Genomic DNA, 24,078 nt, shown 5'->3' with positions numbered 1-24,078 from the left:
GCGGGCGCGCCCGCGAAGAGGCCGGAACAGGAGAAACGATCAGCCCTGCGGCGACAGGGCCGCCAGCTGCGCCGCCATGAGCATGGCGAACTCTTCCACGGTCATCTTCTTGCCGTTGAAGTCGACCATGCCGTCGGCATAGTGCAGGCTGCTCACCACATCATTGCCCTGCACGGTGGCCATGCCACTCTGCAGCGCCATCATGCCGACCATTTCCCCGGCCTGGCTCGATTGCATGGCAATTGCCTGGGCGTCGGTCTGGCCATCCAGCAGTGCCTGCAAGGTTGCCAGGTCACCGATCATCGGCTTGGACAACGACAGCTTGCTCTTCACCTCGGTGATCAGTTGCTTGCTCAACTGGTCTGGCGGCAGGTCGAAGCTGGCCGGGGCGGCGAAGCCCATCGACAGGTCAAAGCGGCTTTCGCCATTGGCGGTCCTGAACGACAGGTTTTCCACCGCCACCCGGGGCTTGGCAGCCAGCAGTCTCTGCAGCTCGCCCTGGAACCTGGCCTTCTCCTCATCGTCCATCTGGATTTCCGGCGCCGGCTGGCCAGCGGCAGCTGCGGCCTCGAATTCCGGCAGATGCGCCTGGTACCACGTCGACAACGCCTGTAGCGCCGGCGCGTTGACCGACGTGATGCTCACCGCCATCTGCGCCTTGCCCACCGCACGGCCATCCCAGGTGATATCCCCGACCTTGTACTCCACGCGGCCACCCACGGTATCCGGGCCGTCAAGGGTTTGCAGGGCGTTCTGCTCCAGCCCCTTGACCACCAGCACCTGCTGTTTGGGCCCCAGGGTGACCTTGGTTTCGGCCAGCGCCAAGTCGACGTTGCCTACGTAGATGGCCTGGTGCGCGGTGGCCGCCAGTTGGCCGCCGACCTTCAGGCCATTGAGCTCGAAGGTGGCAGGCGGCTGGTCATCGCGTACCAGTTTCATCACGAACCGATCGGCCTGGCCGTGGAAGCTCGAGGCCTTGCCTTCCTGGTCACCACTGACTTGCAGTTGCATGCCCGAGAAATCGAGGCTGTTGCCATCCGCTTCGTCGAGCTTGACCGGTGCCAGCTGCACCTGGCTGACCACATTGCCGTCGTAGCCCAGGCTGGTCTGTGCGCTCACCGGGGCCTGCTCGCCCGCTGCGGCGAACCACGGCGCGGTGGCGTCGTCCTTCTGCAGCGTGCTGTTGCTGACTGCCAGCACCGGCATCAGCTTCAGTGCCTTTACCCGCGACCAGGGGAACGGGCCGTGCTCGATCTGGTCGGTCACGCCAACGTCGAAATTCACCACTTCGCCTTCGCCCAGGTTGATATCGCGGGCCTTGAGCCGGTACTGGGCGGTACTGCTGAAGAAATGCTGCTCCAGCGACACGCGTTCGATGCTCATGCTGCCACCGGTGCTCACCAGGGCCTTCTTGAGTTCCGCGTTGCTGCGGACCAGGGCGTTGTCCAGCTCCGCAGGCAGCTGCTTGCCGGTGTACCAGGCGCCAGCGGTGGTTGCGACGGCGATGGCGATAGCCAGGCCGGAAAGGATGCCAACTGATTTCTTCATGAATAGAACCGATTGCTGTCCATATGGGCTTCGTAGGCGGCCAAGGGCCACACAGGACGCCAAGAGTACCACTGCAACCCAGCCCTGGCGCTGGCCAGGCTCGAGAAATCCGGTTTTTGGGAAACGCCTGACAGACCTTCCAAGGGAGACGGCATTCGTTAATTTTTGCGAACACCAGAATTGATCATAACCGCAAAAAAACGCGCAAAAACCGAACAAAACCCCACTTTAATCGATAAATATTTCAAAACAGCAACATCTTGTCATGTTTAACTTGACACTAAGCTACCCATCGTTTTTTATTTTCACCACTTTGCGCGCTCCCCCGCGCCCCCGCTGCTCCAACAATAAAGGTGAACAACATGGAGCCCACCCGCTCGCCCTTGCCGCATGCGCAGTACACCGTGCCCGCCGTTTACGCCCAGCCGCAGGAGCCATGCCAGCATGCAGCCTGACCACAGCGCTTCCGGCAACGGCCAACTCCGTAAAACCCTGCGCCTCTGGCACGTGATCATCATCGGCCTGGCCTACCTGACCCCGATGACCGTGTTCGACACCTTCGGTATCGTTTCCGGGATTACTGCCGGCCACGTACCCAGCGCCTACATCCTGGCACTGGCCGGGATCCTGTTCACCGCCGTGAGCTACGGCACCCTGGTAAGGCGCTTCCCGCAATCGGGCTCGGCCTACACCTACACCCAACGTGCGATCAACCCGCACGTCGGCTTCCTGGTCGGCTGGTCGTCGTTGCTGGACTACCTGCTGCTGCCAATGGTCAACGCCTTGCTGGCCAAGCTGTACCTTTCGGCCATGTTCCCGGAAGTACCGGAGTGGATGTGGGTGGCTGGCTTCGTCACCCTGATCAGCCTGATCAACATGCGCAGCGTGAACCTGGTGGCGCACTTCAACCTGCTGTTCGTGGCCGTGCAGGTGGCGATCATCGCCGTGTTCATCTACCTGTGCGTGCGCGGCCTGGACCAGGGTGAAGGGTTGGGTACCGCCTGGAGCCTGCTGCCGTTCGCCGACGACCAGACCCAGCTCAGCGCCCTGGCCGCCGGTGCGACCATCCTGTGCTTCTCGTTCCTCGGCTTCGACGCGGTCACCTGCCTGTCCGAAGAAACCCGCGACCCGGGCAAGACCATCCCTCGCGCGATCTTCCTCACCGCCCTGATTGGCGGCCTGGTGTTCATCACCGTGTCGTACTTCATCCAGGCCTACTTCCCGACCATGTCCCGCTTCCACGACCAGGAAGCGGCACTGCCGGAAATCGCCCTGTACGTCGGCGGCAAGTTGTTCCAATCGATCTTCATCGCCTGCACCGTGATCAACACCATCGCCTCGGGCCTGGCCTCGCAGACCAGCGTGTCGCGCCTGCTGTACGTGATGGGCCGCGACAACGTGATCCCGGCCAGCCTGTTCGCCCGCCTGCACTCACGCTACAAGACGCCGGTGCTGAACATCGCGGTGGTGGGGCTGATTTCGCTATCGGCGATCTTCTTCGACCTGGTCACCGCCACCTCGATCATCAACTTCGGTGCGCTGGTCGCGTTCAGCTTCGTCAACCTGTCGGTGATCAACCACTGCTACCTGCGCGAAGGCAAGCGCCAGGGCCTGGCCAACCAGCTGACATACCTGGTGGCACCCACCATCGGCTTCTGCATCATCGTCTCGCTGTGGCTGGACCTGAACGCACACTCGCTGCTGTTCGGTGGCGTCTGGGCACTGCTCGGCCTGCTGTACCTGGCCTGGCTGACCAAAGCCTTCAGGGACTCCCCGCCCAACTACATCGCTGAATGACCCATGCTGCCGACAACGCCCGCGCCTGATCGCGGGCGTTGCATTTGATCGAAAAGGAAAGCCCTCATGCCGCTGCGTCGCCTCTCCATCCAGTGGAAGATCACCCTGCTCGCCGGCCTGTGCCTGCTGGCCATTGTCGCCCTGCTGGTAACCACATCGCTGGCCCAGGCGCGGCGCAGCGCGGCATTGGTCAACCAGGCCAACACCGAAATGCTCGACAGCAGCGCACGCCTGCGCCTGCAGGCCCATGCCGAAACCCAGGCCCTGCGCATCCAGCGCTATTTCATGGACGCCTACCAGTACGGCAATGGCTTTGCCCGCCTGGTGCAGGTGCTCAAGGCCCGTGGCGGCAACGACCTGCGCGCCGAACTGACGCGCCAGGCCCGCGCCAGCCTGGCCGGCAACCCGGATGTGATCGGCCTGTACCTGGTGTTCCAGCCCAACGCCCTGGACCCGGACAGCCAGTACCTCGGCCAGGATGCAATGGGCAGCAATGAGAGCGGGCGCTTCTCGCTTTACTGGTCACAACCCCGCCCCGGCACCCTGGAGCTTGAAGCCATGCCGGAATCGATGCTTGGTGACGCCAGCATCGGCAGCAACGGTGTGGCGAAGAACCGCTGGCTGACCTGCCCGCAGGACACTGCCAGAACCTGCATGCTCGAGCCATACCTCGACGAAGTGAATGGCCGCCAGGTGCTGATGACCAGCATCGCCCTGCCGCTGCTGGAGCACGGCAAGGTGGTCGGCGTGGTCGGCCTGGACATCGGCCTGGCCAACCTGCAACAGCTGAGCCTGGAAGGCCGCCAGGAGCTGTTCGACGGCCAGGGCCAGGTCAGTATCGCCAGCGCGGCCGGCCTGCTGGCCGGCAACAGCCGCGACGACAGCAAGCTCGGCGAGCCCATGGACAAGGCGGTAGCCGACGGCCTGCTGCGTGTTGCCCACCCGTTCACGCCAATCCCTGATGCCGCCCCTTGGCAGGTATTGCTGGAACTGCCGGAAAGCGTGCTGCAGGCGCCTTCCGTCACCCTCAACCAGCGCCTGGATGCGCACAACCACAGCGCCAACCTCACCAGCCTGCTGGTTGGCCTGGGCGCTGCGGTAGTCGGTTTGCTGCTGGTGTGGCTGACCGCGCGCGGGGTGACCCGGCCAATCCTGGCCGTGGCCGCGCGCCTGGAAGACATCGCCAGCGGCGAAGGCGACCTTACCCGCCGCCTGGACTACGCCCGCCAGGACGAACTGGGCCAGCTTACCGGTTGGTTCAACCGTTTTCTCGACAAACTGCAGCCGGTCATAGCCCAGGTCAAAGGCTCACTGCAGGAAGCCCGCGGCACCGCCGACCAGTCCGCAGCCATCGCCAGCCAGACCAGCAACGGCATGCAGCAACAGCACCGCGAAATCGAACAGGTGGCCACCGCCGCCAATGAAATGAGCGCCACCGCTCTGGATGTCGCCCATAACGCTTCGCAGGCGGCCCAGGCCGCACGCGCTGCCGACCAAGCCAGCCGCGAGGGCCTGCAACTGATCGACAGCACCCGCCAGGGCATCGACCGCCTGGCCGCCGGCATGAACACCGCCATGGGCGAGGCACGCGCACTGGAAGGCCGCAGCGGGCAAATCGGTTCGGTGCTGGAAGTGATCCGCACCATTGCCGAGCAGACCAACCTGCTGGCACTCAACGCCGCCATCGAAGCCGCCCGCGCAGGCGAAGCCGGGCGTGGTTTTGCCGTGGTGGCCGATGAAGTGCGTGGCCTGGCCCAGCGCACCCAGGTGTCAGTGGAGGAAATTCGCCAGGTCATCGAAGGCTTGCAGCAAGGCACCCAGGATGTGGTGGGCGCCATGCACGAAGGCCAGCGCCAGGCCCAGGACAGCGCCGCGCGGATGGAACAGGCGCTGCCGGCGCTACAACGTATTGGCGAGGCAGTGGCGGTGATCAGCGACATGAACCTGCAGATTGCCTCGGCGGCTGAAGAGCAGAGCGCCGTAGCCGAAGAGGTGAACCGCAATGTGGCCGGCATTCGCGATGTGACCGAATCGCTGGCAGGCCAGGCCGATGAGTCGGCTCGGATCAGCCAGGCCCTGAACCGGCTGGCCAACCAGCAGCAGGCGCTGATGGAGCAGTTCCGCGTCTAACCTGTCAGGGCCTCTTCGCGGGTGAACCCGCTCCCACAAGGTCCGGCGCTGCCTTCAAGGTCAGAGCATAACCCTGTGGGAGCGGGTTTACCCGCGAAGGGGCCAGCACATACAACATAGCAGCAGGGCTATTTACCGAGCACAATCATGCAAACCCCAACCAGATTTTCCTTCTTCGACATCACCAGCGAACAGGGCCTGTTACGCACCTCGATCGCCGTCACCCTCTTCATCGCCATCATCGGCATCGCCTTCGGTCTGGCCTCCGGCTCGTTCTCCATCGTGTTCGACGGCGTCTATTCGCTGGTCGATGCCAGCATGAGCGGGCTGTCGCTGGTGGTGGTCAGGCTGATTACCGCGCACACCACCAGCGTGCAGATGTCACGCAAGTTGCGCGAGCGCTTCACCATGGGCTTCTGGCACCTGGAGCCGATGGTGCTGGCGCTCAACGGCATCCTGCTCAGCGGCGTGGCCATCTATGCGCTGATCAACGCCGTCAGCAGCCTGCTGCAAGGCGGGCGCCACCTGGAGTTCGGCATCGCCATGGTCTACGCGGTGCTGACCGTGATCGCCTGCGTGACCATCGCCATTGTCGAGGCCCGCGCCAACCGCAAGCTGGGCTCGGATTTCGTGCGCATGGACGTCAAGGGCTGGGTGATGTCGGCCAGCATCACCGCCGCGCTGCTGATCGCCTTCTGCTTTGGCTATGCGGTGCAGGGCACATCGCTGGAGTGGGTGTCGCCGTATATCGACCCGGCGGTGCTGGCGCTGGTCTGCCTGGTGATCGTGCCGTTGCCGATGTCGGTGGTGCGCCAGGCCCTTTCGGAAATTTTCCTGGTGACCCCTGGCGACCTCAAGCTGCACGTGGATGAAGTCGCCAAGGCCTTCGTCGCACGCCATGGGTTGCAGTCGTACCGCGCCTATGTGGCCAAGGTCGGGCGCTCGCGGGAGATCGAACTGTATTTCATCGTGCCGAAGGCCATGGCCGCGAAAACCATCGATGAATGGGATGCGTGGCGTAACGAGATCGGTGATGCCGTGGGTGGTGAAGGGCCGGACCGTTGGCTGACGGTGGTGTTTACCGGGGATCCGGAGTGGGCTGAGTAAGCCATCTGGAGTCTGCGCAGCCCCTGTAGGAGCGGCCTTGCGTCGCGATCGGGCTGCGCAGCAGCCCCAGCAATTTGTGCATTTTTGCTGAAACCCTGGGGCTGCTGCGCAGCCCGATCGCGACGCAAGGCCGCTCCTACAGTCGATCGCGCAAACCGAGCAATAAAACTCGGCCAACGGAAAACGAAAAAGCCCGCCACCGTTGCCGGTAGCGGGCTTTGACGTACTGCGTATGGTGGGTCGTGTAGGATTCGAACCTACGACCAATTGGTTAAAAGCCAACTGCTCTACCAACTGAGCTAACGACCCGTTGGATGGCGCGTATAATACTGATTTCTAACGGGAAATCAACACCCCATCAAACTTTTTTCAAAAATACCGCGTCGGATCTTCGACTCCGGCGGCCTTGAAGCCGTCGGCACGCAGGCGGCAACTGTCGCATTTGCCGCAAGCACGGCCGTCATCGTCGGCCTGGTAGCAGGAAACGGTCAGGCTGTAGTCCACGCCGCGAGCCATACCGGCCTGCACGATCTGCGCCTTGCTCATGTTCTGCAGCGGCGCCTGGATGCGGAAGCCCTGCCCTTCGACGCCAGCCTTGGTCGCCAGGTTGGCCATGCGCTCGAAGGCTTCGACGAACTCGGGGCGGCAATCGGGGTAGCCGGAGTAATCCACGGCATTCACACCAATGAAGATGTCACGGGCTTCCAGCACCTCTGCCCAGCCCAGGGCCAGGGACAGGAACACGGTGTTGCGCGCTGGCACATAGGTGACCGGGATGCCTTCACCCGGGGTTTCCGGCACGTCGATGCTGCTGTCGGTCAATGCCGAGCCGCCGATGCCATCCAGGTTCAGGCCAATAACCTTGTGCTCGACCACGCCCAGGTCGCGGGCAACGCGGGCGGCGGCGTTCAGTTCGGCGCGGTGGCGCTGGCCGTAGTCGAAACTCATGGTGTAGCAGCTGTAGCCTTCGGCCTTGGCCATGGCAACCACGGTGGCCGAGTCCAGGCCGCCGGACAGCAGGATTACTGCGCGTTTGTCGGTCATGTGTGCTTGCTCCTCAATCAACGTCCGGGTTCGTCGTTCCACAGCAGCTTGTGCAGCTGCAGCTGGAAGCGTACGGGCAGGTTGTCGGCAACGATCCAGTCCGCCAGCTCGCTGGCGTTCACCTGGTGGTGGCTGGGCGAGAACAGCACTTCGCCGGCACGCTCGGCCAGGTTGTACTGGATCAGCTTGGAGACCGCCCAGTCGTAGTCCTCGCGGGAACAGATGACGAACTTGACCTGGTCGTTGCGGGTCAGCTGCTCGATGTTCTCGTAGCGGTTACGGTGCGACTCTTCGGAGCCAGGGGTCTTCAGGTCGACCACGCGGCTGACGCGGGTGTCGGTGCCGGCAATATCCAGCGCGCCGCTGGTTTCCAGCGACACCTCGTAACCGGCGTCACACAGGCGCTGCAACAGCGGCAAGGCGTTGGGCTGGGCCAATGGCTCGCCACCGGTGACGCAGACGTAGCGCGGCTTGAAGCCGGCGACCTGCTCAAGGATCGAATCGAGGGTGCGTACGGTACCGCCACTGAAGGCATAGGCACTGTCACAGTACTGGCAGCGCAGGGGGCAACCGGTGAGGCGCACGAATACCGTGGGCAACCCAGCCGTTCGCGTTTCACCCTGCAAGGAGTAAAAGACTTCGGTGATGCGTAATGTGTCTTGCATGCTCGCCACGGGCGTGACAGCTAAACAGGCTGCCCGCCTCCGTCAGGCACTGTCGCGGACTCGACATAGCGTTATCCGCAGCAGCGTGTTTACGAAAAAAGGGCAGTGATTCTAACGAAAAAACCCGCGACAGGCGCGGGTTTCTTTCAAGCGGTACTACTTAGAGCTTCTGCAGGTCACGCTGGGCCAGTTGCGCGGCCGAGGTGCCGGGGTACTGGGTGATGACCTGCTGCAGGATACCCTTGACCTTGTCGGTGTGGCCCATGCGGCGCTCGACGTCGGCCAGCTTGTACAGCGAATCCGGCACCTTGCTGTGCTTCGGATACTTCTGGCTGACCTGGGCGAAGGCCTGGCTGGCAGCCGGCAGGTCGCCCTTGGCCAGGTTCACTTCACCCAGCCAGTACTGGGCATTGCCGGCGTACTGGCTGTTGGGGTACTTGCGCAGGAAGGCGTTGAACGCCTGGCTGGCCTTGTCGAAGTCTTTCTGCTTGATCAGGTCGAAAGCGGCATCGTAGTAGAGCTTTTCTTTCGCCGGATCACCGGGCTCGCTACTGGCGGCCGGTTGTTGCGCAGCAGCACCTGCTGCTGCATCGGGGGCGGCATTGGATGCACCACCACCGGAGGAATTGTCAGGGGTCGCGGCAGGCGCGGCGCCACTGTTGATGCGACGGTCCAGGTCCTGGTAACGCTCCAGGTTTTCCTGCTTCATGCGCGACACATCGTTCTGCAGCTCTTCGATGATGCCTTGCTGGCGGGAAAGCTGATCCTGCATCTGTTGCAGCTGCATGAACAGCTGGCCCTGTGCAGAGGCAGGGGCCGAAGCCCCTGACCCGGCATAGGCGCCGCTCGTGCCATAACCCGCAGGCGGATAGCTGCCTGCGTTGTCATCAACTACAGGGACCTCAGCCCAGGCCGCGAGCGGCAGGCTGAGTGCGAGGACGGTTACTACACGGCGGCACATACGCATAAGAACTTACTTACGCAGTTCTACGCGACGGTTCTGAGCCCAGGACTGCTCGTCGTTGCCAGTGGCAACCGGACGCTCTTCACCGTAGGAGACCAGTTCCAGCTGAGCAGGGGAAACGCCCTGCAGAACCAGGTAGCGCTGAACGGCCTTGGCACGACGCTCACCCAGAGCCATGTTGTACTCGCGGGTGCCGCGCTCGTCGGTGTTGCCTTCCAGGACAACGCGGTTGCCGTTGGCTTTCAGGTCCTTGGCGTGAACGTCCAGAGCGCGCATGGCTTCTGGCTTCAGGTCCGAGCTGTCGTATTCGAAGTAGAAGGTGGTGATTGCGCGCAGGGCAGCTTCTTCGCTCAGGGAGCCGTCAACAGCGCCAGTGTTGGCACCGTAGCCAGCGTTCGGATCTACAGCAGCGCCTTCGCCTGCGTTGTCACCGCCCTTCGAGGAGCAACCTACAGCTACGGCCATGGCCAGAGCCAGCGCAGCAAATTTACCAAACTTCAGCATTTCCATCGTGAAACTCCTAATGAAACCCCAGTGTGTTAAGCAAAAGTATTACGCCGCAATCAGTTCAGGTAAGGGGACCAGGACGGTTCTCTGACTTCGCCTTGAGCGGTAGGAAGTGGGAGCCTCACGCGGCCATTAAGCGACACGAGCATCAAGACTCCCCGGCCCTGCTGGCGGGTGGCGTAGATTAGCATGGTGCCGTTTGGCGCAACAGTGGGAGACTCATCAAGACTCGTTTCCGAGAGAATCTTTACACTTCCGCGTTGCAAATCCTGGGCCGCAACTTTGAAGTTGGTGAAGCCCTGCTGGCGATGGATCATCACCAAGGTCTTTTCGTCCGCCGACAGTTTCGGGTTGGCGTTGTAGTTACCCACGAAAGTTACACGCTCGGCACCACCGCCACCGACCGACTGCTTGTAGATCTGCGGCTTGCCGCCACGGTCGGAGGTGAAATACAGGGTGTTGCCATCCTTGCCCCAGAACGGCTCGGTGTTGATGCCCGGGCCGGCGGTGACACGGCTGATCTGGCGCGAAGCCACGTTCATCACGTAGATGTCCGGGTTGCCGTCCTTCGACAGCACGAACGCCAGGCGCGTGCCGTCCGGCGACCAGGCTGGCGCACCGTTCAGGCCTTCGAAGTTGGTGACCTGCTCGCGGCGACCGGTATCGATGTGCTGGACGAAGATGCGCGGGCGCTTCTGCTCGAACGAAACATAGGCGATGCGCTTGCCATCCGGAGCAAAGCGTGGCGACAGGATCGGTTCACGCGATTGCAGCAGGGTAACCGCACGTGCGCCGTCGTAGTCCGAACGCTGCAGGGTATAGCGGGTGTTGTTGGTGGAGAAGCGCTCGGCCGTCACGTACAGCATGCGGGTGGAGAACGCACCCTTGATGCCGGTGAGCTTCTCGAACGACTGGTCGGCAATGTAGTGCGCCATGTCACGCAGCTGGTCGACGCTGCCCGCCACGCTACCGGTCAGCACTTGCTGCTCGGTGGCGACGTTGAACAGCGCGTACTGCACCTGCAGGCGACCGCCCGACGGCACGATGCTGCCGACCATCACGTACTGCGCGCCCAGCGCTTTCCAGTCACGGAAGATCACTTCGCTGGCCTGCGACGGCTGGCTGATCATGTTCTGCCGCGGAATCGGCGAGTAGTAGCCGGAGTTGCGCAGGTCGTTGCCGATGATGTCGGCCATGTCTTCCGGCAGCACGCTGCCGCCCTGCAGACCGAACGGCACTACCGCGATGGGCGTGGCCCGGTCGCTGCCGCTGGTGACCAGGATGTTCTTTTCCTCTGCCACGGCCATGCCTGCCACGCAGCACAGCATGACCAGCAGTCCTCTCAGACGTTTAATCACAACGCTAGATCCTCAGGTGTAAATGTCATCTTGAACGAACGATATTGGTTGAAATCGCTCGGCTTCATACCCTGCATCTCGGTCAAACGACCGATGTTCTTCACTGCTGCCACCGCCGAGCTGTCGTACGGGCCGTCACCACTGGACCGGGCCACGCTGACGCTGGTGATGGTACCGTCCGGCAACATGTTGATCTGCAGGACCACCGTCATGCCCTTGCGCGCGGAAGGCGGACGTGCCCAGCCCTCGGCCGCGCGCATGCGGATCAGGTCGTCGAAGTCGCCGGCCACCTGGTCACCCTGCTCGTCGGCCAGCGCCTGCTGCCGTTCGGTGGTGTCGGACAACAGCTCGGCCAGGGCCTGGGCTTTCTTGTCTTCCGCCGCCTTGCGGGCCGCTTCCTGTGCCTTTTTCTTCTGGGCATCTGCAGCGGCCTTTTTCTTGGCCTCTTCAGCTGCCTTCTTCTTCGCTTCCTCGGCTACCGCTTTCTTCTTGGCGTCCTCGGCTGCTTTCTTCTTGGCCTCTTCGGCCGCCTTTTTCTTGGCGTCCTCGGCGGCTTGTTTCTTCGCCTCTTCAGCGGCCTCTTTCTTGGCCTCTTCTTCGGCTTTTTTCTTTTCTTCCTCGGCCTTCTTCTTGGCGATGTCGGCCTGCTGCTTCTCGGCAGCCTTCTTCGCCTCTTCGGCCTTCTTGGCTTCGGCGGCTTTCTTGGCCTCGGCGGCTTCGGCAGCTGCCTCGGCTTTCTTGGCTTCGGCGGCCTCGCGAGCCTCTTCGGCCTTTTGAGCGGCGTCGGCTTTCTTTTGTTCCGCGGCCTTCACGGCCTCCTGCTCGACCTTCTTCTGTTCCAGCTGCTCGACCTCGGTCTGGCGCGAAGCGGTTTTCTTCGCTTCCCCGGCAATCTTCTGATTGGTCTGGGTGGTCGCCTGGCTCTTGGACTTGAGCTGGTACAGGGTAGCCTGGACGATCGGCTTGGATGGCGGCAGCTCAGGCGTCATGGCAAAACTGACGAACAGCAGGGCGAACACCAGCACATGCAGGCCGATGGCCCAGATACTGGGCCAGAAGTAGCTTTCCGAGGCGGATGGCTCTCGCTGTTGCATCAGGGCGCCTCGGTAATCAGGCCAACGTTACCGACACCGGCCTTCTGCAACCCGCCCATGGCACCCATGACCGCGCCATAGTCGACAGCCTTGTCGCCACGAATGAACACCTGGGTCTGCTTGCCCTGGTCACGGCCGGCGGCAATGATCTTGGTCACCGCGTCGGTCATGGCAGGCAAGGTCATGGCCTTGTCCATCTGCTTGTCGGTATCGACTTCGCTGCCGAGGTTCCAGTAGTAGGTCTTGTCGGCCTTGATGGAGATGGTGAGGATCTGGACGTTGTTGTCCTGCGGCAAGGCTTCACTGGAAACCTTGGGCAGGTCTACCTTCACGCCCTGGTTGAGCATGGGCGCCGTCACCATGAAGATGACCAGCAGTACCAGCATCACGTCGATGTAGGGCACCACGTTCATCTCGGCGACGGGCTTGCGTTTGTGGCGAACTCGGGCCATGGGCTTCTACCTGATTACTCTTCGCTGGTGTGCACTTTGCGGTGCAGGATCGCCTGGAACTCGTCGGCGAAGGTGTAGTAACGGCCGATCAGCACTTCGCTGCGGGCCGAGAAGCGGTTGTAGGCGATGACCGCCGGGATTGCCGCGAACAGGCCGATGGCGGTGGCGATCAGCGCTTCGGCGATACCCGGGGCAACCGTGGCCAGGGTGGCCTGCTGGGCGCTGGCCAGGCCGCGGAAGGAGTTCATGATGCCCCATACGGTACCGAACAGGCCGATGTACGGGCTGGTCGAACCGACGGTGGCCAGGAACGGCAGGCTCTGCTCGAGTTTTTCTTCCTCGCGCGAGATGGCTACGCGCATGGCACGGGCAACACCCTCCATGACCGCGTCCGGGTCAACGCCCGGCTGCTGGCGCAGGCGCGAGAATTCCTTGAAGCCGGCACGGAAGACCTGCTCGACACCGGAATCCGGGTCTGGGTTGCTGCCTGCCTGACGGTACAGCTTGGACAGGTCGATGCCCGACCAGAAGCGCTCCTCGAAGGCATCCAGCGCACGACGACCGGCGCGCAGCATGGTGCTGCGCTGGAAGATCATGACCCATGAGGTGACCGAGGCGGCCACCAGGGTCAGCATTACCAGCTGTACCAGCACACTGGCATTGCTGACCAGACTCCACATGGAGGTATGGTCGACGACGTTAGCTTCCACGCTTATTCTCCTGCATTCGATTGAGTACCCGAGCCGTCCGCCGCAAAGGCGTCACGCAACTCCGGGGGTATGGCTCGGGGTTTGAAAGTGTCGGCGCGCACGGCGGCCACCAGGAACTGCCCTTCGCAGAGCAGCGTTTCATCCTTTTCCCGCCAGACCTGCTGCACGAAGCGCAGGCTGGCGCGATTGAGTTCAAGTACTTGCGCGGTAACCCGCAGCTCGTCGTCCAGCCGCGCCGGCGCGTGATAGCGCGCTTCGCTGGAGTGGACCACGAACAGCAGGTTGTCTTCGGCCAGCTGCGCCTGGGAAAAGCCCAGGTGCCGCAGCCGCTCGGTACGCGCGCGCTCCATGAATTTCAGGTAATTGACGTAATACACCACGCCACCGGCATCGGTATCTTCGTAATAGACGCGACAACGGTGTTCGAACGGTTCCAGGCCATTTTGCGCGCGCATACTCTAGTGCTTACTCCTCAGCTTGCCAATCCGCTGTGGCAACTGTTTTTTCTTCATTAATGTCTTATTGCCAGCGCACCCTCGGCATGCCAGCGGTAGGCCCACGAAAAGCCGTTTTCGATCTGTCACTCATCGCCCGTTTCGGAAAAATCCCCACCCTCCCCCAGGCGCCCGGGCACGTTCAAGCCAAAGTGCAGGTAGGCATGCCGGGTGACCACGCGGCCGCGCGGCGTGCGCATGATGTAGCCTTGCTGGATCAGGTACGGCTCGAGCACGTCCTCGATGGTGTGGCGCTCTTCACTGATGGCCGCGGCCAGGTTGTCCACGCCGACCGGGCCACCGTCGAACTTCTCGATCATGGTCAGCAGCAGGCGGCGGTCGGAGTGGTCGAAACCGCGCTCGTCGACGTCCAGCAGGTTGAGCGCCATGTCGGCCACGGCCTTGGTGATCTGGCCCTTGCCGCGCACTTCGGCGTAGTCGCGCACGCGGCGCAGCAGGCGGTTGGCGATACGTGGCGTGCCGCGGGCGCGGCGGGCGATCTCGTAGGCACCCAGGTCTTCGATGGCCAGGCCGAGGATGCCGGCCGAACGGCTGACGATGGTGGCCAGGTCCTTGTCGCTGTAGAACTCCAGGCGCTGGACGATACCGAAACGGTCGCGCAGCGGGTTGGTGAGCATGCCGGCACGGGTGGTGGCACCGACCAGGGTGAACGGCGGCAGGTCGAGCTTGATCGAACGGGCCGCTGGCCCTTCGCCGATCATGATGTCGAGCTGGAAGTCCTCCATCGCCGGGTACAGCACCTCTTCGACGACCGGTGACAACCGGTGGATCTCGTCGATGAACAGCACATCGTGCGGTTCGAGGTTGGTCAGCATGGCCGCGAGGTCGCCCGGGCGCTCGAGGATGGGCCCCGAGGTGCTCTTGACCGACACGCCCATTTCCTGGGCGATGATGTTGGCCAAGGTGGTCTTGCCCAGGCCGGGCGGACCGAAGATCAGCGTATGGTCGAGCGACTCGCTGCGGCCACGGGCGGCCTGGATGAACAGCGCCATCTGCTCGCGCACCACCGGCTGGCCGATGTACTCATCCAGCCGCAGCGGGCGGATCGCACGGTCCTGGACTTCTTCACGGTCGCGGCCACTGGCGGCGATCAGGCGGTCGGCTTCGATCACTTGGTAATCATCCCTTTCAGGCTGCGGCGGATCAGTTCCTCACTGCTCAGGCCGGCCTTGTCCTTGATCGCGGCGATCGCCTTGCTTGCTTCCTGCGGCTTGTAGCCCAGCGAAACCAGGGCGCTGACGGCATCGGCTTCGGCCGTGGATGCGCTGGCGACCGGCAGCGGCCCGTCGGAGACCAGGGTGAACATGGCCGGGGACGTTTCCCAAGCCTTGAAGCGGTCCTTGAGCTCGACCAGCAGGCGTTCGGCAGTCTTCTTGCCAACACCGGGCACGCGCACCAGGGCCGAGGTGTCCTGAGCCTGCACGCAGCGCACCAGCTCGTCCACTTCCAGCCCGGACATCAGCGCCAGGGCCAGCTTCGGCCCTACGCCATTCAGGCGGATGAGTTCGCGGAACAGCTCGCGCTCACGCTTTTCGGCAAAACCGTAGAGCAGGTGAGCATCCTCGCGCACCACCAGGTGGGTGTGCACGGTTACGGGCTCGCCCACCTTGGGCAGACGGTACAGCGTGGTCATGGGAACTTCCAGTTCGTAACCTACGCCATTGACGTCGATAATCAGGTGCGGCGGCTGTTTTTCCGCCAGGGTTCCGCGCAAACGTCCAATCACGTTCCGATCCTTCCTCTCGGGGAGCCGGTCAAAGACCGCTCAACCCTATCAGCAAATGCAGCGGGTGAACGCATCACCCGAACAAAATGTGTATCAGCGCATGAAGCGCCTACAGACGCAAGCGCCCGCCGCGTCGCCGTGCCGTGGCCAGGCCATGCGGCACCAGGCTGGAACGGGTATGGGCGTGGCACAGGGCGATGGCCAGGGCGTCGGAGGCGTCGATCTGCGGCTTTTGCGTCAGTTTCAGCAGGTGCATGACCATCATCATCACCTGCTCCTTGTTGGCCCCACCGGTACCGGCTACCGCCTGCTTGACCTGGGTGGCGCTGTATTCGGCGATTTCCAGGCCGGCTTCGGCGGCGGCGACGATGGCCGCGCCACGGGCCTGGCCGAGCTTGAGCGCCGAGTCGGCGTTACGAGCCATGAACACCCGTTCGATGCCCATGGTTACCGGGCCGTGCTGGGCGATGATTTCACCCACGCCACGAAAAACGATCTGCAACCGCTCGTGCAGCTCGCCGCTGCCGGTGCGGATGCAGCCCGACGCCACGTACTCGCAACCACGGGCGGTCTGGCGTACCACGCCATAGCCGGTGATGCGCGAGCCGGGGTCGATACCAAGAATCAGAGTCATAGTGCCTGTCGAAAAATTGATGCATCTCTGCAAACTGTACCGGCCCTTTCGCGGGTAAACCCGCTCCCACAGGTACTGCACCGACTCTGAATGTGGTGCAGTACCTGTGGGAGCGGGTTTACCCGCGAAAGGGCCGGTACAGGCGCTGACAAACTTGAAGAACTGGCATGGATCGCCAGGACACCTTAGCCGAGGTTTTCCATGATCTCATCGGAAATCTGGGCATTGGAGTAGACGTTCTGCACGTCATCCAGGTCTTCGAGCATGTCGATCAGCTTGAGTACTTTCTCGGCACCGTCCTGGTCGAGTTCGGCGCTGGTGGTCGGCTGCATGACGATTTCCGCGTCAGCGGCCTTGAAGCCCGCCTCTTCCAGGGCATTGCGCACGGCGTAGAAGCTGTTGAACGAGGTGAACACGTCGAACGAGCCGTCGTCGTTGGCCACCACGTCATCGGCATCGGCTTCCATCGCCGCTTCCATCAGCGCGTCTTCTTCCACGCCCGGGGCAAAGCTGATCTGCCCCTTGCGCTCGAACAGGTAGGCCACCGAACCGTCGGTGCCCAGGTTGCCACCACACTTGGTGAAGGCATGACGCACGGCAGCGGCGGTACGGTTGCGGTTGTCGGTCATGGCCTCGACCATGATCGCCACGCCACCCGGGCCGTAACCTTCGTAGCTGAGCTCTTCGACGTTGTCGCTTTCGTTGGTGCCGGCGCCACGGGCCACGGCACGATCGATGATGTCGCGGCTCATGTTGGCGCCCAGGGCCTTGTCCAGCGCCAAACGCAGGCGCGGGTTGGATGCCGGGTCAGCACCACCCTGCTTGGCAGCGACCGTCAGTTCGCGGATCCACTTGGTGAAGATCTTGCCTCTCTTGGCATCCTGGCGCTCTTTGCGGTGCTTGATGTTCGCCCACTTGGAATGACCAGCCATAACGACTCCGAATCCTTTGAATCACAAACAGCCCCGCCCCTGTACGGGGCGGGACGGGAAATTGCCTGCGCCGAAACGCAAAGGCGCATCCATGTGGATGCGCCCGGGGACTGCTTACTCGACCTTGGTCTGTTCGCGCAGTCGGATGTGCAGCTCGCGCAGGGCCTTGGCGTCGACCATGCCAGGGGCCTGGGTCATGACGCACGCGGCGCTCTGGGTTTTCGGGAAGGCGATCACTTCACGGATCGACTGGGCGCCGGTCATCAGCATGACCAGGCGGTCCAGACCGAAGGCCAGACCACCGTGAGGCGGTGCACCGAACTTCAGGGCGTCGAGCAGGAAGCCGAACTTCTCTTCCTGTTCTGCCGCCTCGATGCCCAGCAGGCGGAACACGGCCTGCTGCATCTCTTTACGGTGGATACGGATCGAACCACCACCCAGCTCGGTACCGTTCAGGACCATGTCGTAGGCACGGGACAGGGCCACGGCCGGGTTGGCCTCGAGCTCTTCCGGGGTGCACTTCGGCGCGGTGAACGGGTGGTGCAGCGCGGTGAAGCTGCCGTCTTCGTTCTCTTCGAACATCGGGAAGTCGACCACCCACATCGGTGCCCACTCGCAGGTCAGCAGCTCGAAGTCGTGGCCCAGGCGGATACGCAGCGCGCCCAGGGCTTCGCTGACCACCTTGAACTTGTCGGCACCGAAGAACACGATGTCGCCGTCAACGGCGCCAACGCGGTCGAGGATGGTGTTGAGGTTGGCCTCGGGGATGTTCTTGACGATCGGCGACTGCAGGCCTTCGACGCCCTTGGCGCGCTCGTTGACCTTGATGTAGGCCAGGCCCTTGGCACCGTAGATGCCGACGAACTTGGTGTACTCGTCGATCTTGCTGCGCGGCATGCTGGCGCCGCCTGGCAGGCGCAGGGCGGTAACGCGGCACTTCGGATCGTTGGCCGGGCCGGCGAACACCTTGAAGTCGACGTCCTTGAGCTGGTCGGCGACGTCGACCAGTTCCAGCGGAATACGCAGGTCCGGCTTGTCGGAGCCGTAGCGGCGCATGGCCTCTTCGAAGGTCATGTGGGGGAATTCGCCGAATTCCAGGTCCAGCACTTCCTTGAACAGCTTGCGGATCATGCTTTCGGTCAGGCCCATGATCTCGCTTTCATCGAGGAAGCTGGTTTCGATGTCGATCTGGGTGAATTCCGGCTGGCGGTCGGCACGCAGGTCTTCGTCACGGAAGCACTTGGCGATCTGGTAGTAGCGGTCGAAGCCGGCGACCATCAACAGCTGCTTGAACAACTGCGGCGACTGCGGCAGGGCGAAGAAGCTACCGGCGTGGGTACGGCTAGGCACCAGGTAGTCACGGGCGCCTTCCGGGGTGGCACGGGTCAGGATCGGCGTCTCGACGTCGAGGAAGCCGTTCTCGTCGAGGAAGCGACGGATGCTGCTGGTGATGCGCGAACGCAGGCGCAGCTTGTCGGCCATTTCCGGGCGACGCAGATCGATGAAACGGTAGCGCAGGCGGGTTTCCTCGCCGACGTCGGAGTACTCGTTCAGCGGGAACGGCGGGGTTTCCGCTTCGTTGAGCACGTTCAGCTGGTAGCCGAGGATCTCGATGGCGCCGGAAGCCATGTTGGCATTCACCGCACCTTCAGGGCGCTTGCGGACCTTGCCGGTGATCTGCACGACGTATTCGCTGCGCACGCGGTCGGCAGCGGCGAAGGTTTCGGCGCGATCCGGGTCGAACACGACCTGGGCCATGCCTTCGCGGTCACGGATGTCGAGGAAGATCACCCCGCCGTGGTCGCGGCGACGATGGACCCAGCCGCAAAGGGTGACTTCCTGGCCGTCCAGGCTCTCGTTCAGTTGGCCGCAATAATGGCTGCGCATCATGATGGTGGTTTCGCTTCTCGTGATTCGTGTATTCGGTGGAGGCCTTGGCCGCCCGCAGAGGGCTAATACTGCAAGACCCGGTCACAGCATTCAACTCAGTCGGCCTTGTCGCCGCCTGCCAGATTCTTTTTCGCCCCGGTCTTGAAGTCGGTTTCGTACCAACCGTTACCGCTCAGGCGGAAGCCTGGCACCGACAGCAGCTTCTTCAGCGCCGGCGCCTGGCAGGCCGGGCAATCGGTCAGCGGCGCGGCGCTGATCTTCTGCAGCACTTCCATGCGGTGCTCGCAGGATGCACATTGATAGTCATAAAGGGGCATGGGTGTCTCTCGTCAACCACAACGCTGGCTGCCGGGGCAGCAAAAAGCGGGATTATATATGGTTAGCAAGCACTGCGCAGCCCGCCAGGCGATCAGCGCACACTTGGCGGGTCCAGCAGCCAGGCGACGCAGATCACCCTGATCAGCCCGCTGAAGTTGCGCACCCCACCCTGGCGCAGGTGTACCTCGCGGTCGACGTAGGACAGCACCGCGCTGACCGAGCAGCGGTTGGCCGCGGCGATGCGCTCCAGGATGCCCCAGTAGACGGCCTCCAGCCGCAGGCAGGTGGAAAAGCCGTTGAGCCGCACCGAGCGTGACACCGGCTGGGTCTGCAACATGTCGAAATCCGCCTTGAACGGGTCGATGCACTGTTTACCCGGCCAACGCCCCTGGCCAGCCACACGTTTGCTTGCTTGCATCATGCGCCACACTTCCTCGTCACAGGTACCAGGTGGCCTATGAAGCGCTGATGGGCGAGCTTAAAGCAGCGGCAAAATCTTCCCGCACAAAATTGCGCAGGACCTGTAGGAGCGGCCTTGTGTCGCGATGGGCTGCGAAGCAGCCCCAGGGTTTGAGTGCAATTGCACAAATTGCCGGGGCTGCTGCGCAGCCCATCGCGACACAAGGCCGCTCCTACAAGGGCCGGTACAGCGCTGGGTATCTACTTGCCGTCGAGCAGCACCCGCAGCATCCAGGCGGTTTTCTCGTGCACCTGCATGCGCTGGGTCAGCAGGTCGGCGGTCGGCTCGTCACTGACCTTGTCCACCACCGGGAAGATGCTGCGCGCGGTACGCACCACGGCTTCCTGGCCCTGGACCAGCTGGCGGATCATCTCGTCGGCAGGCGGCACCCCTTCTTCCTCCTTGATCGAGGAGTGCCGCGCATAGAATGCATAAGCCCCCGGCGCCGGAAAGCCCAGAGCGCGAATGCGCTCGGCGATCGAGTCGACCGCCAGCGCCAGTTCGTTGTACTGCTCTTCGAACATCAGGTGCAGGGTGCGGAACGACGGACCGGTGACGTTCCAGTGGAAGTTATGGGTTTTCAGATACAGCACGTAGGTATCCGACAACAGGCGGGACAATCCATCGACGATGGACTTGCGATCTTCTTCACTGATACCGATATCGATTGCCATGAAGTTCCCCTTTCCATAAGGCTTGAGACCCAAGCAGGTGCCGACCACTGTAGCAACACTTGGTACACGCCGCATGTGACATGGCGCAACACATCGCCCGTCGCGGCCTGCGGTTTGAGTAGCCTGCGGCTTTACTGTTAAATAGGCATGGTGCCACCCGTGCGGATTGTCATTGCCGGGTGCATAGGCTGGCCTGCCACGTGTTCGCGCTCTACACCTCATGCGCACCGTGCTGCCAGCTCTTCCTGTGATCGGCCTTATCAACTGTGAGCCAACCCCATGTTCAAGATCGTCCATCTGGTGACGGGCGTGGCAGCCTTGCTGCTATCGCTCATACCCAGCCTGAAAACCGATGCGACACCCTTCCTGCAACAACCCGACGCGGTCTACCTTGCCCTGCTCGGCCTGCTCAACCTGGTGCTGGCCCCGGTCGTGCCACTGTACTACCGCGGCGCGCGGCAGCAGTTGCAGCACCTGGCCTGTGCCCTGCTGGTGGTGGCCGTGGTGCTGCAGACCCTGACACTGCTGGCCCGCCCGGAAATGGGCAACCTGGCCGCACTGGTCTGCGCGGCGCTGGCCGTGGCCGTGCACCTGGCCGTGGGCTTTGCCCGCATCCCGCGCAAGGCACGCGCCAGCCAGCACGCGGCGCAGGATGCCGGCAATCGTGATACCGGTACCGTGAAGTGGTTCAACACGTCCAAAGGCTTCGGCTTCATCTCCCGCGACTCGGGCGATGATATCTTCGTGCACTTTCGCGCCATTCGCGGCGAAGGCCACCGCATCCTGGTGGAAGGCCAGCGCGTGGAGTTTTCCGTGATGCACCGCGACAAGGGCCTGCAGGCCGAGGATGTGGTTGCGGTAACCCGCCGCTGATCCAACTTGTCGAAACCACTCCCTGCAGGAGCGGGCATGCCCGCTCCTGCAGGGGTCCAGGTATCAATAATGAGGCGGTGGCGCCTCGTCCCCTTCGCTGCCGTACTGGCCAACCATCTCTTCGTAACGCTTGATCAGCTCGGCCATCTGCAACTGCAGCCGCTCGATCACCCGCCCCTGCTCGACCACCACGTCATTCAGCGCCTGGATGGTGTCATCCTGGAACGCCTGGCGTGTTTCCAGTTCGACCACTCGCGATTCAAGCGACATGTCAGGCCTCCTGGTAGCCGGCGAGCTGCAGCCCGCGCAGGCGCTGACGAATGGCTTGCACCTGGTCGTCGGTGTAGGCCACCGCCGGGCACTTGCCCCACACCGGTGCCGGCCAGGCGGCGTCGTCGCGCTGGCGCACGATCACGTGCATGTGCAACTGGCTGACCACATTGCCCAGGGTGGCCACGTTCATCTTGTCGGCGCTGTAGCTGGCTTTCAGCGCTTCGGCCAGGCTGGTGGTTTCCTGCCACAACTGCTGCTGCTCCGCAGCATCGAGCTCGAACAGTTCGCTGATACCGGCGCGCTTGGGCACCAGGATGAACCATGGATAGTTGGCATCCTTGCTCAGCAGCAACTGGCACAGCGCAAACTCCCCCAGCACCAGCGAATCCTGCTGCAAACGCGAATCGAGGACGAACACGGCAAATCTCCTTCAGGCAGAACCAACCCGCGTCACGCGGAAAACAGGCCTGCAAGGATACCCTGCACGTTCCCGGTAACACAGCGCTACTTTTCGCACCAAAATGAGGCCACCCGTACGCCTCGCACCACACTTGCCACCCCAAAGGTGACGCTGCATGAACAAGTTGCGGTAACACATTGACTTTCATGACAGCTTTTCAAATTTTAATGATTCTTGACCGTGACACCCCGTCAGGCGGCTCCCGCCCCGTGTTTACGGTACTTTCCGACCCCCGGTAGCAGGTTTTGTGAAAATTTCATGAAGCGTTGCGAATTTTGAGCACGCTTGTTGCATTCCTTTCACGCCAAGTCGGCACGACATCTGCATCGACAGGTGTACGCGACAAATAACAACAGCGGCATTGGTTACCAGGGAGTTTCCCCAACCGGAATCGGTAGTTACAGGTTCGTTACGGTGAAAGAAACAGCGCTGGTGTTGTACGGCCCTTAAACCGGGGCGTGATTTGCGACATGGAAATACTTAAAAGCGACATGGTGAAAAAGTTCCGAAAAGGATGTTTATACCCATATCGCCAACAACAGTCAGCGTGCTATACATTTTCGCCGACATAACAAGAAAGAGCTGCCCCATATAACTAAAACACTTGGACGCAGCGGTACTCTTCCTAAAAACCAAAGGAGCAAATCACGATGCGCGTGATGAAGTGGAGCATGATCGCCCTGGCCGTTGCGGCAGGGACCTCGCAGTTGGCATTGGCCTCTTCCCAGGACGAGTCCAAAGGTTTCATCGAAGACAGCAAGCTGAACGTCAAGACCCGCATGCTGTACTTCAGCCGTGACTTCCGTAACAACGAAGGCGGCCAGAGCCGTCGCGAAGAAACCGGCCTGGGCTTCCTCGGCACCTTCGAGTCCGGCTTCACCCAGGGCACCGTTGGTGTGGGTGTGGATGCCATCGGCATGCTCGGCCTGAAACTGGACAGCGGCAAGGGCCGCGCCGGTACCGGCCTGTTCCCGACCGGCTCCGACGGCCGTTCGCAGGATGACTACTCCAAGGCCGGCGGCGCGGTTAAATTCCGCATCTCCGACACCGTACTGAAAGTGGGTGACCAGTTCACCGCTCTGCCGGTCTTCGCCACTGACGACAGCCGCCTGCTGCCGGAAATCGCCCAGGGCACCCTGATCACCAGCAACGAGATCGAGGGCTTGACCCTGCACGCTGGTCATTTCACCAGCCTGACCGCACAGGAGCAGACCAACCGCGACAGCTTCCGCCTGAAGGAAGCCAACGTGGTAGGTGGTACCTACGCGTTCACCGACAACCTCAGCACCAGCCTGTACTACTCGAAGGTTGAAGACTACTGGCGCAAATACTACGCCAACGTCAACTGGGCTCTGCCGATCTCGGACAAACAAGGCCTGGTGTTCGACTTCAACATCTATGACACCAAGAGCGAAGGCTCGGCCGAGTACCGCGCATTCGATGGCGACAAGCTGGACAACCGCGCATTCAGCCTGTCGGGCGCCTACAACATCGGCGCTCACACCTTCACCCTGGCCTACCAGAAAGTCACCGGCGACGGCGACTATGGCTATGGCATCGACGGTGGCGGCACCATCTTCCTGGCCAACTCCGTGGCCCGTTCCGACTTCAACGCCGAAGACGAGAAATCCTGGCAGGCTCGCTACGACCTGAACTTTGCTGAATACGGCATCCCGGGCCTGACCTTCATGACCCGTTATGTACGCGGTACCGATGCCAACGTCACCGGCACCAGCAACGGCAAGGAATGGGAACGCGACGTAGATATCAAGTACGTGCTGCAGAGCGGCCCGGCGAAAGACCTGAGCTTCCGCGTGCGTCAAGCCACCTACCGTTCTTCCGATGGCACCTACTACGATTCCCCATCGATCGACGAACTGCGCCTGATCGTGGAGTACCCGCTGAGCATCCTGTAAGCCTGGCTTGCAGTGCCCCGCACCTGAAAAA

Annotated in this window: 25 protein-coding genes, 1 tRNA gene and 1 pseudogene; 6 read left to right on the top strand and 21 right to left on the bottom strand. The window is 62.4% G+C overall.

All coding sequences use genetic code 11. From position 1 onward, the window contains the following. Positions 1–39: 39 nt before the first annotated feature. Positions 40–1,548 (bottom strand): YdgA family protein, encoded by a 1,509-nt coding sequence (locus tag CAG00_RS21125; protein ID WP_085665257.1) that lies wholly within the window; start codon positions 1,546–1,548, stop codon positions 40–42. A 444-nt stretch (positions 1,549–1,992) separates the two neighbouring features. Here CAG00_RS21125 and CAG00_RS21120 point away from each other — a divergent pair, with 444 nt between their 5' ends. The 4 genes and pseudogenes from CAG00_RS21120 (at position 1,993) to CAG00_RS21110 (ending at position 6,582) form a co-directional block, all read left to right on the top strand. Continuing rightward, positions 1,993–3,345, top strand: a complete 1,353-nt coding sequence (locus CAG00_RS21120) for an APC family permease (protein WP_075046057.1) — start codon at positions 1,993–1,995, stop codon at positions 3,343–3,345. 66 nt (positions 3,346–3,411) lie between these two features. Then, positions 3,412–4,617 (top strand): annotated as a pseudogene (locus CAG00_RS29340) (HAMP domain-containing protein); the annotation flags it as partial. 102 nt (positions 4,618–4,719) lie between these two features. Next, a complete protein-coding gene (locus CAG00_RS29335) occupies positions 4,720–5,475 on the top strand; it encodes a methyl-accepting chemotaxis protein (RefSeq protein ID WP_371858046.1) in 756 nt (251 codons plus the stop codon). A 147-nt stretch (positions 5,476–5,622) separates the two neighbouring features. Continuing rightward, a complete protein-coding gene (locus CAG00_RS21110; protein WP_085665255.1) occupies positions 5,623–6,582 on the top strand; it encodes a cation diffusion facilitator family transporter in 960 nt (319 codons plus the stop codon). Positions 6,583–6,815: 233 nt separating this feature from the next. Here the strand turns inward: CAG00_RS21110 and CAG00_RS21105 are convergent. From CAG00_RS21105 to CAG00_RS21020, 18 genes are all read right to left on the bottom strand, one after another. Further along, positions 6,816–6,891: transfer RNA gene (locus tag CAG00_RS21105), tRNA-Lys, on the bottom strand. Positions 6,892–6,951: 60 nt separating this feature from the next. After that, the gene (queC, locus tag CAG00_RS21100; RefSeq protein WP_013973801.1) at positions 6,952–7,626 is read right to left on the bottom strand and encodes a 7-cyano-7-deazaguanine synthase QueC; all 675 of its coding nucleotides are present in this window, start codon (positions 7,624–7,626) and stop codon (positions 6,952–6,954) included. Positions 7,627–7,643: 17 nt separating this feature from the next. Then, positions 7,644–8,291 (bottom strand): 7-carboxy-7-deazaguanine synthase QueE, encoded by a 648-nt coding sequence (queE, locus tag CAG00_RS21095; protein WP_015271468.1) that lies wholly within the window; start codon positions 8,289–8,291, stop codon positions 7,644–7,646. Between the two features lie 160 nt (positions 8,292–8,451). After that, a complete protein-coding gene (ybgF, locus tag CAG00_RS21090; RefSeq protein WP_004375252.1) occupies positions 8,452–9,258 on the bottom strand; it encodes a tol-pal system protein YbgF in 807 nt (268 codons plus the stop codon). Between the two features lie 6 nt (positions 9,259–9,264). Then, entirely contained in the window at positions 9,265–9,765 is a 501-nt protein-coding gene (pal, locus tag CAG00_RS21085; RefSeq protein ID WP_003254755.1) for a peptidoglycan-associated lipoprotein Pal, read from the bottom strand. Positions 9,766–9,818: 53 nt separating this feature from the next. Next, on the bottom strand, positions 9,819–11,090 hold the full coding sequence (gene tolB, locus CAG00_RS21080; RefSeq protein ID WP_038408273.1) for a Tol-Pal system beta propeller repeat protein TolB: 1,272 nt from the start codon (positions 11,088–11,090) through the stop codon (positions 9,819–9,821). 26 nt (positions 11,091–11,116) lie between these two features. After that, positions 11,117–12,214, bottom strand: a complete 1,098-nt coding sequence (tolA, locus tag CAG00_RS21075) for a cell envelope integrity protein TolA (RefSeq protein WP_038408274.1) — start codon at positions 12,212–12,214, stop codon at positions 11,117–11,119. Then, positions 12,214–12,666: a protein TolR gene (gene tolR / locus CAG00_RS21070; RefSeq protein ID WP_003254760.1), complete on the bottom strand. Its 453-nt coding sequence runs from the start codon at positions 12,664–12,666 to the stop codon at positions 12,214–12,216. Before tolR ends, tolA begins: the two co-directional genes overlap by 1 nt. A gap of 14 nt (positions 12,667–12,680) precedes the next feature. After that, entirely contained in the window at positions 12,681–13,376 is a 696-nt protein-coding gene (tolQ, locus tag CAG00_RS21065; protein WP_015271471.1) for a protein TolQ, read from the bottom strand. A 2-nt stretch (positions 13,377–13,378) separates the two neighbouring features. Beyond that, positions 13,379–13,831 carry a tol-pal system-associated acyl-CoA thioesterase gene (gene ybgC / locus CAG00_RS21060; protein WP_085665254.1) on the bottom strand — a complete coding sequence of 151 codons (453 nt, stop codon included), beginning with the start codon at positions 13,829–13,831 and terminating at the stop codon, positions 13,379–13,381. Between the two features lie 125 nt (positions 13,832–13,956). Then, positions 13,957–15,003, bottom strand: a complete 1,047-nt coding sequence (gene ruvB, locus CAG00_RS21055; protein WP_085618006.1) for a Holliday junction branch migration DNA helicase RuvB — start codon at positions 15,001–15,003, stop codon at positions 13,957–13,959. Beyond that, positions 15,000–15,617 carry a Holliday junction branch migration protein RuvA gene (ruvA, locus tag CAG00_RS21050; RefSeq protein WP_015271473.1) on the bottom strand — a complete coding sequence of 206 codons (618 nt, stop codon included), beginning with the start codon at positions 15,615–15,617 and terminating at the stop codon, positions 15,000–15,002. Before ruvA ends, ruvB begins: the two co-directional genes overlap by 4 nt. Before the next feature lie 109 nt (positions 15,618–15,726). Further along, complete coding sequence (gene ruvC, locus CAG00_RS21045; RefSeq protein ID WP_004375291.1) at positions 15,727–16,251, bottom strand: crossover junction endodeoxyribonuclease RuvC; 525 nt, start codon at positions 16,249–16,251, stop codon at positions 15,727–15,729. A gap of 185 nt (positions 16,252–16,436) precedes the next feature. Further along, positions 16,437–17,183 (bottom strand): YebC/PmpR family DNA-binding transcriptional regulator, encoded by a 747-nt coding sequence (locus tag CAG00_RS21040; RefSeq protein WP_013973810.1) that lies wholly within the window; start codon positions 17,181–17,183, stop codon positions 16,437–16,439. A gap of 114 nt (positions 17,184–17,297) precedes the next feature. Beyond that, on the bottom strand, positions 17,298–19,073 hold the full coding sequence (aspS, locus tag CAG00_RS21035; RefSeq protein ID WP_025340263.1) for an aspartate--tRNA ligase: 1,776 nt from the start codon (positions 19,071–19,073) through the stop codon (positions 17,298–17,300). A gap of 95 nt (positions 19,074–19,168) precedes the next feature. Continuing rightward, positions 19,169–19,390 (bottom strand): FmdB family zinc ribbon protein, encoded by a 222-nt coding sequence (locus CAG00_RS21030; protein ID WP_003254776.1) that lies wholly within the window; start codon positions 19,388–19,390, stop codon positions 19,169–19,171. A gap of 92 nt (positions 19,391–19,482) precedes the next feature. Next, positions 19,483–19,812: a ribbon-helix-helix domain-containing protein gene (locus tag CAG00_RS21025; RefSeq protein ID WP_024087590.1), complete on the bottom strand. Its 330-nt coding sequence runs from the start codon at positions 19,810–19,812 to the stop codon at positions 19,483–19,485. 239 nt (positions 19,813–20,051) lie between these two features. Then, positions 20,052–20,525 (bottom strand): Dps family protein, encoded by a 474-nt coding sequence (locus CAG00_RS21020; protein ID WP_025340264.1) that lies wholly within the window; start codon positions 20,523–20,525, stop codon positions 20,052–20,054. A gap of 279 nt (positions 20,526–20,804) precedes the next feature. Between CAG00_RS21020 and CAG00_RS29210 the strand changes: the two genes are divergently transcribed. After that, positions 20,805–21,398, top strand: coding sequence for a cold shock domain-containing protein (locus CAG00_RS29210; protein WP_025340265.1), 594 nt, complete (start codon positions 20,805–20,807; stop codon positions 21,396–21,398). A gap of 63 nt (positions 21,399–21,461) precedes the next feature. Here CAG00_RS29210 and CAG00_RS21010 read toward each other — a convergent pair whose 3' ends face one another. Continuing rightward, positions 21,462–21,668 carry a SlyX family protein gene (locus CAG00_RS21010; protein ID WP_025340266.1) on the bottom strand — a complete coding sequence of 69 codons (207 nt, stop codon included), beginning with the start codon at positions 21,666–21,668 and terminating at the stop codon, positions 21,462–21,464. 1 nt (position 21,669) lies between these two features. Continuing rightward, the gene (locus CAG00_RS21005) at positions 21,670–22,089 is read right to left on the bottom strand and encodes an HIT domain-containing protein (protein ID WP_025340267.1); all 420 of its coding nucleotides are present in this window, start codon (positions 22,087–22,089) and stop codon (positions 21,670–21,672) included. 692 nt (positions 22,090–22,781) lie between these two features. Here CAG00_RS21005 and CAG00_RS21000 point away from each other — a divergent pair. Beyond that, positions 22,782–24,047, top strand: a complete 1,266-nt coding sequence (locus CAG00_RS21000) for an OprD family porin (protein WP_025340268.1) — start codon at positions 22,782–22,784, stop codon at positions 24,045–24,047. Positions 24,048–24,078 lie beyond the last annotated feature (31 nt).

Origin of the sequence: Pseudomonas sp. B5(2017), from assembly GCF_002112825.1 — a bacterium.
Classification (GTDB): Bacteria; Pseudomonadota; Gammaproteobacteria; order Pseudomonadales; family Pseudomonadaceae; genus Aquipseudomonas; species Aquipseudomonas putida_Z.
The sequence above is the reverse complement of the archived record's forward strand: the minus strand, read 5'-3'. Positions and strand labels throughout refer to the sequence as shown.

What these genes read in the sequence shown, in the direction of transcription:
- CAG00_RS21000 (WP_025340268.1), top strand. Translation starts at nt 22,782, where the DNA reads ATGCGCGTGATGAAGTGGAGCATGATCGCCCTGGCCGTTGCGGCAGGG.
- CAG00_RS21125 (WP_085665257.1), bottom strand. Translation starts at nt 1,548, where the DNA reads ATGAAGAAATCAGTTGGCATCCTTTCCGGCCTGGCTATCGCCATCGCC.
- aspS (WP_025340263.1), bottom strand. Translation starts at nt 19,073, where the DNA reads ATGATGCGCAGCCATTATTGCGGCCAACTGAACGAGAGCCTGGACGGC.
- queE (WP_015271468.1), bottom strand. Translation starts at nt 8,291, where the DNA reads ATGCAAGACACATTACGCATCACCGAAGTCTTTTACTCCTTGCAGGGT.
- ybgF (WP_004375252.1), bottom strand. Translation starts at nt 9,258, where the DNA reads ATGCGTATGTGCCGCCGTGTAGTAACCGTCCTCGCACTCAGCCTGCCG.
- CAG00_RS21020 (WP_025340264.1), bottom strand. Translation starts at nt 20,525, where the DNA reads ATGGCAATCGATATCGGTATCAGTGAAGAAGATCGCAAGTCCATCGTC.
- queC (WP_013973801.1), bottom strand. Translation starts at nt 7,626, where the DNA reads ATGACCGACAAACGCGCAGTAATCCTGCTGTCCGGCGGCCTGGACTCG.
- CAG00_RS21010 (WP_025340266.1), bottom strand. Translation starts at nt 21,668, where the DNA reads ATGTCGCTTGAATCGCGAGTGGTCGAACTGGAAACACGCCAGGCGTTC.
- tolR (WP_003254760.1), bottom strand. Translation starts at nt 12,666, where the DNA reads ATGGCCCGAGTTCGCCACAAACGCAAGCCCGTCGCCGAGATGAACGTG.
- ybgC (WP_085665254.1), bottom strand. Translation starts at nt 13,831, where the DNA reads ATGCGCGCGCAAAATGGCCTGGAACCGTTCGAACACCGTTGTCGCGTC.
- tolB (WP_038408273.1), bottom strand. Translation starts at nt 11,090, where the DNA reads ATGCTGTGCTGCGTGGCAGGCATGGCCGTGGCAGAGGAAAAGAACATC.
- tolA (WP_038408274.1), bottom strand. Translation starts at nt 12,214, where the DNA reads ATGCAACAGCGAGAGCCATCCGCCTCGGAAAGCTACTTCTGGCCCAGT.
- ruvC (WP_004375291.1), bottom strand. Translation starts at nt 16,251, where the DNA reads ATGACTCTGATTCTTGGTATCGACCCCGGCTCGCGCATCACCGGCTAT.
- CAG00_RS21120 (WP_075046057.1), top strand. Translation starts at nt 1,993, where the DNA reads ATGCAGCCTGACCACAGCGCTTCCGGCAACGGCCAACTCCGTAAAACC.
- CAG00_RS21025 (WP_024087590.1), bottom strand. Translation starts at nt 19,812, where the DNA reads ATGATGCAAGCAAGCAAACGTGTGGCTGGCCAGGGGCGTTGGCCGGGT.
- CAG00_RS29335 (WP_371858046.1), top strand. Translation starts at nt 4,720, where the DNA reads ATGCAGCAACAGCACCGCGAAATCGAACAGGTGGCCACCGCCGCCAAT.
- CAG00_RS21110 (WP_085665255.1), top strand. Translation starts at nt 5,623, where the DNA reads ATGCAAACCCCAACCAGATTTTCCTTCTTCGACATCACCAGCGAACAG.
- CAG00_RS21040 (WP_013973810.1), bottom strand. Translation starts at nt 17,183, where the DNA reads ATGGCTGGTCATTCCAAGTGGGCGAACATCAAGCACCGCAAAGAGCGC.
- CAG00_RS21030 (WP_003254776.1), bottom strand. Translation starts at nt 19,390, where the DNA reads ATGCCCCTTTATGACTATCAATGTGCATCCTGCGAGCACCGCATGGAA.
- CAG00_RS29210 (WP_025340265.1), top strand. Translation starts at nt 20,805, where the DNA reads ATGTTCAAGATCGTCCATCTGGTGACGGGCGTGGCAGCCTTGCTGCTA.
- pal (WP_003254755.1), bottom strand. Translation starts at nt 9,765, where the DNA reads ATGGAAATGCTGAAGTTTGGTAAATTTGCTGCGCTGGCTCTGGCCATG.